The organism is Campylobacter sp. CFSAN122748, assembly GCF_045277125.1.
In the GTDB taxonomy this organism is placed as follows: domain Bacteria; phylum Campylobacterota; class Campylobacteria; order Campylobacterales; family Campylobacteraceae; genus Campylobacter_D; species Campylobacter_D jejuni.
Genome location: NZ_CP116953.1, coordinates 1027196 through 1041379, shown reverse-complemented (window position 1 = coordinate 1041379; position 14184 = coordinate 1027196). Strand labels below are relative to the sequence as shown.

The following is a 14184-nucleotide window of genomic DNA, read 5'->3' as shown; positions in this document are numbered from 1 at the left end:
AATATATTTTTGAGAATATAAATCAAGGTGAAGTATGAAAAAAGGTATTTTTTTATTGGTTTTTTTAAGTGTTTTTTTTAGTGCGTGTAGTACGAAAAATGATGAAGGTTTATACAATCTTAGTGCTAGTGAGTGGTATAAGCAAATTATTAAAGATTTGCAGGACAAGGATTTGGAAAAAGCTGATGATCATTATAATGGTATGGCAAGTGAGCATGTTGCCGATCCTTTATTAGAAACTACTTTAATTATTTTAGCACAAGCTCATATGGATGAAGAGGAATATAAGTTAGCTGAATTTTATTTAGATGAATATAATAAAAAATTTGGAAATTCACGCAATGCTGATTATATTCGTTATCTTAAAATTAAGGCAAAATTTGATGCATTTGCAGTGCCAAATCGTAATCAGGCTTTAATGCTTGAAAGCCAAAAAGAAATAGATACTTTTTTGAAAGATTATCCTTATACAGAATATGAACCTTTGGTTCAAACAATGCTTACAAAATTTAATTTAGCGGTTTTTTATCTTAATAGTACTATAGAAAATCTATACCAGCGCATAGGGCATGATGAAAGTGCACAAATTTATAAACAAAGACTTCAAGAAAGTGAATTTTATCAGCAAAGTATTATCAAACCTGAGCTTCCTTGGTATAGAAGTATATTTGAAAGATTTTAATAAACAAGGAAAATAAATGCAGATTGAAGAGATACAAAATTATCCAGCAAATTTACCAGTATTGGTTGAAGATGAATTATTTTTATATCCTTTTATGATAACTCCTATTTTTATTAACGATTCATCCAATATGAAAGCTTTAGATCTTGCGATTAAAAATGATAGCATGCTTTTTGTTGCACCTTCAAAGTTGGAAAATGGAAGAAATTTTGATGAAATTTATAATTGCGGAGTGATTGGGACTATCATGCGAAAAGTTCCTTTGCCTGATGGAAGAGTGAAAATACTTTTTCAAGGATATGCCAAGGGTAAAATTATAGAGCAAATTTCTAATAAACCTTTAGAAGCCAAGATAGAACTTATAAAAGAAGACTTTTTAGAAGGAACTAAAAAAGAAGCACTTCTTGAAGTTTTAAAAGAGAAAGTAAAAAATTTGGCAAATATTAGTCATTATTTTTCTCCAGATCTTTTAAGAACAATTGAAGAAGGTTTTGATGCATCTAGGATTTGCGATTTGATTTTAAATACTGTGCGTATTAAAAAACAAGTTGCTTATGAGTTTTTTATTTTAACAGATCTTGAGCAAAAATTAGTAAAATTAATAGATTTAATTGCTCAAGAAATAGAAGCTAATAAAATTCAAAAAGAAATTAAAAATAAAGTACATTCTCGTATTGATAAGGTAAATAAAGAATATTTTTTAAAAGAACAATTAAGACAAATTCAAAAAGAGCTTGGTTCTGATACGCAAAAAGAAGATGAGGTTAGAGAGTATCAAAAGCGTCTGGAGTTAAAGAAGAAATTTATGCACGAAGACGCTTATAAAGAAATCAAAAAACAAATTGAAAAATTCGAACGCATTCATCAAGATAATTCCGAAGCATCGATGATTCAAACTTACATAGAAACAGCATTAGATGTTCCTTTTGAAAAAATTTCTAAGAAAAAACTTGATATTAAGGAAGTTTCAAAACAGCTCAACCATGATCATTATGCATTAAATAAACCAAAAGAACGCATAGAAGAATATTTTGCAGTTAGGGAACTTTTAGAAAAAAGAAAAATAGCAGAAAAAGATGGTGCTAAAGTTATACTTTGTCTTTATGGGCCTCCTGGCGTTGGTAAAACTTCACTGGCAAATTCTGTTTCAAAAGCTTTAAAAAGAGAGCTTATTCGTATAGCCTTAGGTGGACTTGAAGATGTTAATGAGCTGCGTGGTCATCGTAGAACTTATATAGGCGCTATGCCTGGACGTATTACTCAAGGACTCATAGAGGCAAAACAAATTAATCCTGTAATTGTATTGGATGAAATTGATAAATTAAATCGCAGTTTTAGAGGCGATCCAAGTGCGGTGCTTTTAGAAATTTTAGATCCAGAGCAAAATTCTAAATTTAGGGATTATTATTTAAATTTTAATATTGATTTAAGTAAAGTCATTTTTATAGCAACGGCAAATGATATTAGCAATATTCCTGCACCTTTAAGAGATAGAATGGAATTTATAGAACTTAGCTCTTATACTCCAAGTGAAAAATTTCATATAATGAAAAAATATTTAATTCCAGATGAGCTTAAAAAACATGGCTTAAAATCCAATGAATTATTTATTGATGATGAAACTATAGAGCTAATCATTAGCGATTATACTCGTGAATCAGGAGTTAGAAATTTGCGTCGCAAAGTGGCAGAGTTGTGTCGTAAGAGTGCTAAAAAACTACTTTTAGAAAATATTAAAAAAGTCATTATTAATACAAAAAATTTGAATGAATTTTTAGATAAAAAAGTTTTTGAAATAGAAAAAAATAATGGAGAAAATCAAGTAGGTCAGGTCAATGGTTTGGCTTGGACAAGCGTAGGTGGAGATGTTTTAAAAGTAGAGGCTGTAAAAATTAAAGGTAAAGGAGAATTAACGCTCACAGGAAGTTTGGGTGATGTAATGAAAGAATCAGCTAGAATTGCTTTTAGCATGATAAAAGTTTTAATCGATGAAGGAAAAATAAAAATACCTAAAAAAATAATTATTGATCCTAAAGTTAATGTTTATGATAGTTATAATATTCATATACATGTGCCAGATGGAGCTACTCCAAAAGATGGCCCAAGTGCAGGTATTACGATAAGCACAGCTATTGCTTCTATTTTTAGTGATAAAAAGGTTAAAGCAGATGTTGCAATGACGGGTGAAATAGATTTAAAAGGAAAAGTTTTACCAATAGGCGGATTAAAAGAAAAATTAATTGCAGCTTATAAAGCAGATATAAAAACAGCTTTAATTCCAAGAAAAAATTACGAAAGAGATTTAAAAGATATTCCTAGTGAGGTTAGAGACAATATGGAAATCATTGCTGTTGATACTTTCAGTGATGTTTTAGAATATACTTTGGTTTAACTTTATTTTGAGAATAAATGTATAAGAAAGCAAACTTTTTACAAGTTTGCTTTAAAAGATTATAGTCCTTCAAAAGGATTATTGATTACTTCTTTTCTATCCACTATATAAGGGATAAGGGCTACATGTCTTGCGCGTTTGATTGCAACTTCTACCATTTCTTGGTATTTTTTGCTTGTGCCTGTTAAACGGCGTGGCATGATTTTAAATCTTTCAGATAAAGCATGTTTTAACATTGCTGTATCTTTATAATCAATAAATTCAACTTTTGCTTCAGTGTATTTGCAATATTTGCGAGAGTATTTTCTTTTTTCTGCCATAGTTTATCCTTTAAAATGGTAAATTAGTATCATCGCTATCATAAGCATCGATATCAATTTCTTTTAATTTTTCTTCGTGTTGTGGGTTTTGGTTTCTTTGTGGAGCAGGGTTTGCTTTTGCTTTATTAAAATTTTGATTTTCACTCATATAAGGATCATAGCTTTGATTTTCATAGTTTCCACTATAATTGTTGTTTGAAAAGCTATTATTGCCAAAATTTCCGCCTTGTTGTGGAGCATTGGAATTGCCAAGCATTTCCATATTTTCAACTTGAATGCTATGTTTAGAGCGATTTTGTCCATTTTGATCACTCCATTGTTCAAATCTCAAACGTCCTTCTATGAGTACTTTTGAACCTTTTGTAAGGTATTGGTTTGCAACTTCTGCGGTGCGACCATAAAAGCTTATATCAATAAAGCAAGTTTCTTCTCTTTTTTCTCCATTTGCGGTAAATCTTCTTGTTACTGCTATAGCGGAAGCTCCAATAGCACTACCGCTTTGTGCATAACGCATTTCTATATCACGTGTAAGATTTCCAACCAAAACAACTTTGTTAAACATCTTTTTCCTTATTGAATTTCAGGAGCATCTAAAGGTTTAATTTCTTTTTTAGATTGCTTAATCCCGTGGCTTAGTTTTTCCCAAGCTGCAATTTCTTTTTTATTTTCATATTTTACGATTAAAAATCTTATTACTTCTTCAGTGATTCTTAACACCCTTTCAAGCTCAGCGATCAAGTTTGTAGGAGCTTTGAAATAAATCACAAAATAAGTTCCTCTTTCGTATTTTTTGATTTTATACGCTAATTTTCTAGTACCCATTGGAACAACAGTTTCAATTTCTGCACTATTTTTGGTTAGGACTTCTTTAACGAATTCCAACTTCGCATTCACTTCCTCTTCAGTAAGTGTTGGTTTTAAGATAAATAAAACCTCATAATGTTTCATCTTTTCTCCTTATGGATATTAAAGCCCATTTTTATGAGCAAGGATTTTGCATAAAGCAAGACTAGATTATATCAAAATATACTTAATTAGTCTTGAATACTTAAGGTTTTATCTAAATTTGTTTTGATTTCTTCAAGCATAGCAAAACGTTTTTTATACATGGAGCGTTTTTGCGAAGGGATTTCTTCTAGGTTTTTTTGAGAGTGGTGGAGTTTATAGTATTTGTGTTTATTGATTTTTATTAATTCTCCACCATTTTCTAGCCAAATTTTTTGATAATCTACAAAATAGCCTTTTTCTTTTCCTTTTTGAGAACGGATTTGATTTTTTTCATGTACACCTAAAGTAGTTTGAAGTTTTAAAATTTCACAAAGCATCTTAGAGCATTCTATAAGTAAAGCAACAGGGCGCAAACCATGACATTTTTTAGTTAAAATTTTATTAATTTCTAAAATATTAAAATCTTTGTATTTATGTCCTTGTATACAAGAAAGTAGAAGATTGTTTTCTAAAGTAAAGCAAAAATTACATTGTAAGATTGTATATTTTTTAAATTTTAAAGAAAAAGCCCAAAAACCTTCTTCGCAAACATTATAGTTATATCCTAAAAAAAGCTCAAAATCTTCATCAAAAGAAAAAATTATTTGTTCCTCGGGAAGAAATTTAAAACAAGCGAGTCCCTTATCAACATCATAAATAAGTGTTTTAACACGTTCATTTGCTTTAAAACTTTTATCGCAAAATCTTCTTGTAGCATTGTAACAAGCATAGGGTCTTTGAGAGAAAAAGTCTTTTAAATGTTTATTTTTTTCTTTATTAAGCGTTTTTTCTAGAAGTCTTACTTGAGGAAAATATAAAATTTTTCTTGCTTGAAAACGCAAATAGCGCCAAAAGATTATACTTTTTCTTCTATCAGTAAAATTTGGAATAGGGTAGGAAAATTTTTTATTCACCTATAATCCTTGATATATCATTATAAGTTGCAAAGAGCATTAAACTTAAAAGTATTGCCATGCCTGTATAGCTTAAATATTCAAAAGTACGCTGTGGAACTTTGCGTCTAAAAATCATTTCATAAAGATTAAAAAGTATATGTCCTCCATCAAGCATAGGAATAGGTAAAAGATTTAAAATGCCTAAATTTATAGAAATTAAAGCAGTGATAAATAAAAGCAAAGTAAAGCTATTTTGTGCAGCCTTTGAGGTAATTTCAGTCATGGTGATAATACCGCCTAAATTTTTTGCTTCAACTTCACCACTTATGAGTTTTACAATACCCTTGATGATGAGTGTAGAAGCTTGAAAACTTTCTTGTGCGGCATATTTAAAACTTTCTAAACCTTGGTGTTTTACAAGAGTGCTTGTCCCATTTGGACTGACTCCAAGTTGAGGTTTTTCAACGATTTGTCCAAAGTCATTGTATCCTTGTCCTATTTTTGGAGTTAAAATAAATTCTAAATTTTTTCCTTCTCTATTGATTAATATTTTCAAAGGATCTAAACTTAAATGCTTTGAAATTTCATCAAAGGTTTGAATTCTTATACCGTTAATTTCTAAGATAGTATCATTTTTTTGAAGTCCTATTTCTTGTGCAGCAGAGTTTGGCGCTATGTTTCCTATTTGCGGAGCAAGTTTGTTTAGACCTAAATTTCCTATGATAATATAAAGAAAAAAAGCTAAAATTAGATTAAAAAATGGTCCAGCAAAAAGAATATAAATCTTTTTTAAAGGGCTTAAAATGCTATAGCTATCTTTGTCTAGATTTTCAAAACCAGGACGCATATCATCTTGTCCTTTAAGTTTAACATATCCTCCAAGTGGTAAAGTGCTTAAGCGATAGTTTGTGCCTTTAAATTCACGCTCTATAAGACTTTTTCCAAATCCTATACTAAAAACTTCAACTTTTACACCCAAAGATCTTGCAGCCAAAAAATGTCCTAATTCGTGAAAGAAAATTAAAAATGAGATGACTAAAACAGTTGCTAAAAATTCAATAGAATAAAATTTAATTCCCAAAATCAAAATAACAATTAAAAATAATAAAGATCTCATTTTTCTCCTTTTTTTTGAGCTTTTATATAAGTATAGATGTATTCAAATCCAGAATAAAGAGTTAAAATCAAAGCTATGTAAAGTAGAATTTCACCGCCTATCCACTCCATGATTAAAAATCCTATCGCAGTCATTTGAAAAGCGGTTTTAAGTTTGCCTGCAAAAGAAGCATTGACATTTAAATTTTCGCTAATCATTACAACTCTAAAACCTGTGATAAAAAATTCCCTTACTAATATAATATAAATTACCCATTCATTAGCTTTTCCTGTAAGTAAAAGCCCTAAAAAAGCTGCTAAAACAAGCATTTTATCGGCTAATGGATCTAAGATTCCACCCAGTTTTGTAGTTTGTTTCCAAGTTCTTGCGATGTATCCATCAAAAAAATCACTTAAAGCTGCTAATGAAAAAGTTAAAGCAGCAAAATAGTTAATCCAACTTTGATGAATATTTTCAAAATGATGAATTAATAAAAAAAATAGCAAAGGCGCTAAAACCATTCTAAAAATCGCCAAGATATTGGGTAAATTCATAACAAGCCTTGTGAAATTAAATGTAAAATTATAATCAAAATTGTATAAAATTTAAGCAAAGACTTAGTAAAAATACAAAAAAGAATCAGTTTATTTTTATTTAAATTTTGCTTAAAAGCAAAATTTAAATAAATTTTACAACTTCATCAAAACTAAAACGATTTTTTTGAGGATTTTTTTCATCGTTGCAATATCCTAAAGCCACCACCAAACTTGATCTTTCTTTTTGAATATCAAGTGATAAATAAGAATTAAGCTTTTGTTTATCAAAACCACCTATAGTGCAGCTTGCTATATTTAAAGCATTAGCACTGTAAAGTATGCTAGCTAGAGCTATATGAGCTTGTTCACTTGCATAAGATATTTTTTCTTCTTGATTTAGAGATTTTAAAAAAGGCATATAAGCATCTAAGCGTTTTTGAATTTCTGTTTCACTCATATCTCTTTTTCTAAGTTTTTCTTCAAAATAATCCAAAAAATCAAGTCTTGAAATGATGATAATTAACGCAGCGCAATCTTTTACATGTTTTTGCTGGTTGCAAATTTTAGAAAGTTCTTCTTTTCTTTTCTCATCTTGCACTACTATAAATTTCCAAGGTTCCAGTCCTAAGGAGCTTGGGCTTAATCTTGCTATTTCTAAAATAGAATTTAAATCCTCTTTTTTGAGTTTTTCATTTTTAAAATTTCTACAAGAATATCTTGTACTAAAAATTTCAAGTTCTTTTTTCATTATTTTTCCTTGTAAAATTCGACGACTTCATTAAAATTTAAGCGTTGAGTAGAATATTTTGGTTCATGGGCTTTATATCCTAAGGATAAAATTACAGCAGTTTCAAAAGGATAAGTTAAATTAAGAAAATCATCAACCTTAGCTTTTTCAAAGCCACCTATCATACAAGAATCAATACCTAAGCTCATTGCAGCTAGTGACATTTGCATCATAGCAAGATAGCATTGAAGTTGTGCATAATGATAGAGTTCATTATCATTCATTGCATTGGTTTTATGAGTATAAATTTCTAAAATTTTTTGAAAATTTTCTTCGCTAGAACCTGAGAAACGACGCACTTGTTTTTGTGCAAATTCATCTTTGCTTTGAAGATCTTTTCTTGCTAGAAAAATAATATTATGACTCGCACTTGCTACATTTTGTTGATTGTAACATAGAGTTGAGAGCTTAAGATTATGTTCTTTTTGTTCTAATACTACAAATTTCCAAGGCTCAAATCCATGTGAGCTTGGGGCTAAGACTCCGCTTTCTAAGATAAAATGCAAATCCTTTTCATTGATTTTTTTATCATTAAAAAGTTTACAAGCTCTGCGTTTTGAAATTAGTTCTTTAAAATTCATTTTATTCCTTAAAATCAAAAATAATAATATTAATTATAAAATGCAAAGCTTAATCAAAAAATATTATAGTTTGATATTTTTCTTAAAAACAAAACCGGATTTTTCAAAACCCATTTTTTGGATATAAAATTCATGAGCTTGTGTTCTAAAAAAACTTGAACTTAGTTCTAATTCTTCATATCCTCGATCTTTTGCCCAAATTTGGATTTTTTTCAAAAAAGCTTGACCTATACCCTTTCCTCTTAAAGTTTCATCTACGACAAAATCACAAATATAAAGACAATGATTATGATAAAGTACATTAAAGGGCATGACTCCACAAGCTGCTTTGTAGCTTCCCTCATTTTCATAGGCAAAAAGTTTATAATGTTGAGTTTGTGTAGCAAGTTGGATTTTGTCTAAAAAATCTTTCAAAGATAGGTTATTTCTTAATTGTTTTATCAAGGGATAAATTTTTTCCAAGTCTTCTTTTAGCTTAATTTCTTTCATTTTTAAATCCCTTAAATTTCAAAAATTTCAGGTTTTAATTTTAAAAGTAAGCAAAAAGTTGCCAAAACAGCTTGTTCTTGCATAAATTCACGATCTCCATCTAAATAAAGCGTTTCTTGGATAAAAGTTCCATCTCTAAACATTGCACCTATATAAATAGTGCCTGATTTTATTTTTCCCTCATCTTTTTCGCCAACTACTCCGCTAATAGCTAAGGCAAAATCAGGATTAGCTGTTTTAAAAATACCTTTTAGCATAAAATAAACACAACGTTCACTGTATTCGCCATTATTTTCTAAGACGCTTTCGCTAATTCCAAGCCATTCGTGTTTGATGCGGTTGGAATAACTTACAATAGAACCTTCAAAAATTTCACTTACACCTGAAATTTTGGTTAAGGTACTTGCACAAAGTCCACCTGTGCAACTTTCAGCAAAAGAAATTTTTAATTTTTTTTCTAAAAGTTTAGAGCTTATAAAATGTATAGGATCTTTACCTAAAAACACCTTTTGTCCAAAAAGATTTTTTACGCTATTTAAAAAACCATCAAGTTTTCCAAAATTAGCGCAAGTGGCCTTAATAAGCACAAGATTATCTAAAAGCTTGGTTGATTTTATACTTATCTCATAAGATTTTGTTAGGGTTTGCAGTAGTAATATAGCGCTTTCATCATCCATGCCAAAAATGCAAAAATATGCAAAATTTAATTTTATATGCCCAAGAAGATTGGGTAATTTTTCGCTTGGATTTATTTTAACGACATTGATTTTTGAATTTGAAAAATTACACACAAAGCTATTTTTACTAAATTCTGCTTTATCTGGAACCAAGGTATCATCTTTTAAGATAAGATTATCATCATTTAAAGTTGCTAAAATTTTAGCAACAGTCGCATAATGCAAAGGGCTTGTAAATAAAGTGATAAAATCATACTGATTTAAGAGATTTTCAAGCAAAAAGGGTAAATCTTTATCGGTTTTATTTTGTATGCGAATTTCGTTAATTTCTTTAAATTTTTCTTCATAAGTTCTATAAATATAATTTTTGAATTTTTCGTTTATAGTAAGCTCATCTCCTATAAGATAAAGCAAATGTTTCATAAATTTTCCTTTTTTTCTTATAATTATAGCTAAAAACAAAGTAGAAATTAAAGCTAATTTGAGTAGAATTTAAGATTATTAAAAATTAGGTGGAAAAAATGGACTACAAAGAAACTCTACTTTTGCCCAGTACTAGTTTTGCTATGCGGGCGAATTTAGCGGAACTTGAACCGCAAAGATTTAAAAAATGGTTTGAGCAAAATTATGCTTATGAAAAAATGAAAGAAAATCGCAAAAATGCGAAAAAAAGTTTTACCTTACACGATGGCCCCCCTTATGCTAACGGACATATCCATATAGGACATGCTTTAAATAAAATTTTAAAAGAAACTATTATCAAAACGCATTATTTTAAAGGTGAGAGTGTGCGTTTTACTCCAGGGTGGGATTGTCATGGTTTACCTATAGAACAACAAGTAGAAGTAAAGCTTGGAGAAAAGAAAAAAAGCTTAAGCAAGAAAGAAATTCGTGAGTTTTGCAGACAACATGCGAGTGAATTTGTAGATATCCAAAGAGAAGAATTTAAAAATTTAGGCATTATTGCGGATTGGGATAAGCCTTATTTGACTATGAAATTTGAGTTTGAAGCAGCGATTTATAGAACTTTATGCGAGATTGCTAAAAAAGGCTTACTTTGTGAGCGTTCTAAACCTGTTTTTTGGAGTTGGGCGGCAAAGTCAGCTTTAGCGGAAGCTGAAGTAGAGTATCAAGATAAAGAAGATTATTCTATCTTTGTGGCTTTTGATTTAGATGTAAAAGCTTGCGAAAAATTAGGCGTTTCAAAAGCAAGCGCAGTGATATGGACAACTACGCCTTGGACTTTGGTGGCTAATCAAGCTATAGCTTTAAATCCTAATGAAAATTATGTGATCACCAAAGAGGGTTTGATTTTTGCAAGTGCTTTACTTAAAAGTATGGTAGAAAAAGGACTTACAAGTGGAGAAATTCAAAAAGAACTAAACGCAAAAGAATTTGAAAAACTTGAAGCTATCAATCCTTTAAATGGAAGAAAATCTGTTTTAATTATGGGCGAGCATGTATTGATGGATGGTGGAAGTGGACTTGTGCATACTGCACCAGGACATGGCGAAGATGATTATTATGCTTGTTTGAAATATGGCATTGAGGTTTTAATGCCTGTTGATGATAGTGGATGTTATGATGAAACTTTAAGAGCTAAAAGGCTTTTGCCTTCTCATTTGCTTGAAGAGTTTATAGGTCTTCATATTTTTAAGGCCAATGAAAAAATTTTAGAACTTTTAGGCGAAAAACTTTTACATTCTTCTAAATTTATACACTCTTATCCATTTTGTTGGAGAACGCATAAGCCTGTGATTTATAGAGCTACTAAACAATGGTTTATTTTAATGGATGAACCAAAACTTCAAGGAAAAACTTTAAGAGAGTGTGCAAAAGAACAACTTTTAAAAACAACCTTTTATCCGCAAAGTGGGGTAAAAAGAATAGGTTCTATGGTGGAAAATCGCCCAGATTGGTGTATTTCAAGACAAAGGGACTGGGGAACGCCTATAGCCTTTTTTAGAGATAAAAACACTAAAGAAGTGATTTTTGATGATGAACTTTTTGACTTTGTAGCGGCTATTTTTGAAAAACACGGCGCTGATGCGTGGTGGGAGTTTGAAATCAAAGATTTAATTCCTACAAATTCAAAATACAACGCTGAAAATTTAGAAAAAGTATATGATATTTTAGATGTTTGGTTTGATAGTGGAAGTACTTTTAATGCGGTTTTAAATAGCGGACTTTATGACGCAGGAGAAAAAAGAGCAAGTATGTATTTAGAAGGAAGCGATCAACATCGTGGTTGGTTTCAAAGCTCTTTGCTTGTAGGTACAGCGATCAATGAAAGCACACCTTATGAAAGCATTTTAACTCATGGTTTTACTACCGATGAAAAAGGGCAAAAAATGTCTAAATCTAAAGGCAATGTGATTGCTCCTGAATATGTAGCAAAAACCTATGGAGTTGAAATTTTAAGACTTTGGATACTTTTAAGTGATTATTCAAGTGATTTAAAAATTTCAGACAATATCTTAAAACAAGTGGGTGAACAATATCGCAAAATAAGAAACACTATAAGATTTTTACTTGCCAATACCAATGATTTAAAAGATTTAGAAGTTAAAGAATTTAGCTTTATTGATAAATGGATATTAAGCCGTGCAACTAAAGTTTTTAAAGCAAGTAAAGAGGCATTTTTTGCTTATGAATTTGCTAAAGGTTTTAGTTTGCTTTTAAATTTCTTAAGTGCGGATTTAAGTGGGATTTATCTTGATATCAGTAAAGATAGACTTTATTGTGATAGCGAAAATGCTCAAAGAAGAAAATCTGCTCAAGTGGCTATGGCTTTGATAGCAAAAGAGCTTTTAAATTTACTTGCTCCAAATTTAAGCTATAGTGTAGATGAGGCTTTAGAACATGCTAATGTTTTAATCAAAGGCGATGCAAAAGATGTATTTGATCTAAGTTTAACTCAGGATTTTGATTATGATTTTGGTATAGATGATACATTTTTAATGAGTGCTAGAGAGAAATTTTTTGAACAGATTGATATACTTAAAAAAGATAAAATCATTAAATCTACTTTGGAATTAAATTTAAACATCAGTTTTAATAAATTCCCAAATGAGGAATTAGCCGATTGGTTTATGGTAAGTCAAATCAGCAATGAAAATGAAGAAATTTTGGCTGAATTTGAAGTAGAGAATGAGAAATTTAAAATCACCAAAGCTTCACTTTGTAAATGCCCAAGATGTTGGAAACTTCAAAGTAAAGATGAAGAAACACCTTGTTTAAGATGTGAAGAAGTTTTAAAAGGGATTCAATGCTAGAAAATCCTATTCCAAATAGCATTATCATCACAACTGTAGCGGTGGTTTTGGCTTTTAGTGCTTTAGCGGTATTTTTGATCAAAAAAACAAAGGAAAATAAATGATAACTTTAAAAGAAGCTTTAAAATACTCCAAAGAAGAACTTGAAAATTTAAAAAAAGAACTCAATGAAAAAGCAAAAAAAGAAAAAAAATTAGGTGCTTATATCGAACAATTTTTAGATAAAGACTTAAGTGTTTCAGGTGAAGGTGTGCCTGTAGCTATAAAAGATAATATCAGTGTAAAGGGCTGGGAGCTTACTAGTGCGAGTAAGATTTTACAAGGTTATATCGCTCCTTATGATGCAAGTGCGATTGTTAATTTAAAAGCTAATGGTTTTTCTCCTTTTGGGCGTTGTAATATGGATGAATTTGCTATGGGAAGTTCAACAGCGAGTTCTTATTATGGCAAAACTTTAAATCCTTTAAATTTTGAGCGTGTGCCAGGTGGTTCAAGTGGTGGAAGTGCTGCTGCGGTAGCGGGTGGCTTGGCTTTGGCAAGTTTGGGTTCTGATACAGGAGGATCTGTACGTCAACCCGCAGCTTTTTGTGGTTGTGTAGGATTTAAACCGAGTTATGGAAGAGTGAGTCGCTATGGTTTGGTTTCTTATTCTTCAAGTTTGGATCAAATCGGGGTTTTAACGCAAAATGTAGAAGATGCGGCAATTTTATATGATGCGATCGCAGGATATGACAAAATGGATAGCACAAGTGCAAATATCGAGTTTATCAAAACCGCTCCAAATTTAAATGCAAATAAAAAATTAAAAATCGCAGTGATTGAAAATTATGTCAATGATGCAGATAGTGAAGTAAAAAACGCACTTTTAAAAACCATAGATATGTTAAAAGCTAATGGACATGAGATTGTATATAAAAATTTACTTGATTCTAAGTTTGATATTGCAGCGTATTATATCATCGCAACAGCTGAAGCAAGTGCAAATTTAAGTCGTTATGATGGGGTGCGTTATGGTAAGCGTTCCGAAAATATCCAAAATTTAAAAGAAATGTATGTAAATACACGCAGCGAAGGTTTTGGCGAAGAAGTAAAAAGAAGAATTTTGTTAGGAACTTTTGTTTTAAGCAGTGGATATTATGATGCGTATTATATTAAAGCACAAAAAGCTAGAGCTTTTATCAAGGCAAAATATGAAGAAATTTTACAAGATTGTGATCTTATTTTTATGCCTGTAACGCCTACAACGGCTTTTAAATTTGATACTCAAAAAAGCCCTATACAAACTTATTTAGAAGATGTTTATACTATCTCTGTAAATTTAGCAGGGCTTGGAGGCATTAGTGTGCCTGTTGCAAAAGATAAAGAAGGGCTTAATATATCAGCACAACTGATTTGCAAAGCTTATGATGAACAAACCTTGTTAGACGGGGCTTTAAGTTTAGAACAAATGATTAAAAATTAAGGAT

15 protein-coding genes are annotated in these 14184 nt (G+C 30.4%); 5 read left to right on the top strand and 10 right to left on the bottom strand.

Annotated elements, in window-relative coordinates; translation table 11 throughout:
- Positions 1 to 34: 34 nt before the first annotated feature.
- A complete protein-coding gene (locus tag OT390_RS05495) occupies positions 35 to 682 on the top strand; it encodes an outer membrane protein assembly factor BamD (protein ID WP_002852961.1) in 648 nt (215 codons plus the stop codon).
- 16 nt (positions 683 to 698) lie between these two features.
- On the top strand, positions 699 to 3074 hold the full coding sequence (gene lon, locus OT390_RS05490) for an endopeptidase La (protein WP_002852988.1): 2376 nt from the start codon (positions 699 to 701) through the stop codon (positions 3072 to 3074).
- Positions 3075 to 3133: 59 nt separating this feature from the next.
- On the opposite strand, the gene rpsR is transcribed toward lon, so the two are convergent.
- The 10 genes from rpsR to OT390_RS05440 all read right to left on the bottom strand — a co-directional run bounded on the left by rpsR (position 3134) and on the right by OT390_RS05440 (position 9866).
- Complete coding sequence (rpsR, locus tag OT390_RS05485) at positions 3134 to 3394, bottom strand: 30S ribosomal protein S18 (protein ID WP_002853032.1); 261 nt, start codon at positions 3392 to 3394, stop codon at positions 3134 to 3136.
- Positions 3395 to 3404: 10 nt separating this feature from the next.
- The gene (locus tag OT390_RS05480; protein ID WP_002853013.1) at positions 3405 to 3956 is read right to left on the bottom strand and encodes a single-stranded DNA-binding protein; all 552 of its coding nucleotides are present in this window, start codon (positions 3954 to 3956) and stop codon (positions 3405 to 3407) included.
- 8 nt (positions 3957 to 3964) lie between these two features.
- Positions 3965 to 4342: a 30S ribosomal protein S6 gene (gene rpsF, locus OT390_RS05475; protein ID WP_002853062.1), complete on the bottom strand. Its 378-nt coding sequence runs from the start codon at positions 4340 to 4342 to the stop codon at positions 3965 to 3967.
- A gap of 86 nt (positions 4343 to 4428) precedes the next feature.
- On the bottom strand, positions 4429 to 5295 hold the full coding sequence (locus tag OT390_RS05470) for a VirK family antimicrobial peptide resistance protein (RefSeq protein WP_002859152.1): 867 nt from the start codon (positions 5293 to 5295) through the stop codon (positions 4429 to 4431).
- On the bottom strand, positions 5288 to 6394 hold the full coding sequence (gene rseP / locus OT390_RS05465) for an RIP metalloprotease RseP (RefSeq protein ID WP_002852927.1): 1107 nt from the start codon (positions 6392 to 6394) through the stop codon (positions 5288 to 5290). Before rseP ends, OT390_RS05470 begins: the two co-directional genes overlap by 8 nt.
- Entirely contained in the window at positions 6391 to 6927 is a 537-nt protein-coding gene (gene pgsA, locus OT390_RS05460; protein WP_002853053.1) for a CDP-diacylglycerol--glycerol-3-phosphate 3-phosphatidyltransferase, read from the bottom strand. The genes rseP and pgsA overlap by 4 nt, the downstream gene beginning before the upstream one ends.
- Positions 6928 to 7051: 124 nt before the next feature.
- Positions 7052 to 7657, bottom strand: a complete 606-nt coding sequence (locus OT390_RS05455; protein WP_032586321.1) for an NAD(P)H-dependent oxidoreductase — start codon at positions 7655 to 7657, stop codon at positions 7052 to 7054.
- The gene (locus OT390_RS05450; RefSeq protein ID WP_002852938.1) at positions 7657 to 8277 is read right to left on the bottom strand and encodes an NAD(P)H-dependent oxidoreductase; all 621 of its coding nucleotides are present in this window, start codon (positions 8275 to 8277) and stop codon (positions 7657 to 7659) included. The genes OT390_RS05455 and OT390_RS05450 overlap by 1 nt, the downstream gene beginning before the upstream one ends.
- A 63-nt stretch (positions 8278 to 8340) precedes the next feature.
- A complete protein-coding gene (locus OT390_RS05445; RefSeq protein WP_002859154.1) occupies positions 8341 to 8766 on the bottom strand; it encodes an N-acetyltransferase in 426 nt (141 codons plus the stop codon).
- An 11-nt stretch (positions 8767 to 8777) separates the two neighbouring features.
- A complete protein-coding gene (locus OT390_RS05440) occupies positions 8778 to 9866 on the bottom strand; it encodes a CinA family protein (protein WP_002852915.1) in 1089 nt (362 codons plus the stop codon).
- Between the two features lie 98 nt (positions 9867 to 9964).
- On the opposite strand from OT390_RS05440, the gene ileS reads away from it, so the two are divergent.
- The 3 genes from ileS to gatA are packed head-to-tail and all read left to right on the top strand — an operon-like array spanning position 9965 to position 14180.
- Entirely contained in the window at positions 9965 to 12718 is a 2754-nt protein-coding gene (gene ileS / locus OT390_RS05435) for an isoleucine--tRNA ligase (protein ID WP_002853031.1), read from the top strand.
- Positions 12712 to 12822 carry a hypothetical protein gene (locus OT390_RS05430; RefSeq protein ID WP_002860186.1) on the top strand — a complete coding sequence of 37 codons (111 nt, stop codon included), beginning with the start codon at positions 12712 to 12714 and terminating at the stop codon, positions 12820 to 12822. The genes ileS and OT390_RS05430 overlap by 7 nt, the downstream gene beginning before the upstream one ends.
- Entirely contained in the window at positions 12819 to 14180 is a 1362-nt protein-coding gene (gatA, locus tag OT390_RS05425; RefSeq protein WP_032586326.1) for an Asp-tRNA(Asn)/Glu-tRNA(Gln) amidotransferase subunit GatA, read from the top strand. Before OT390_RS05430 ends, gatA begins: the two co-directional genes overlap by 4 nt.
- The last annotated feature ends 4 nt before the right edge of the window (positions 14181 to 14184 follow it).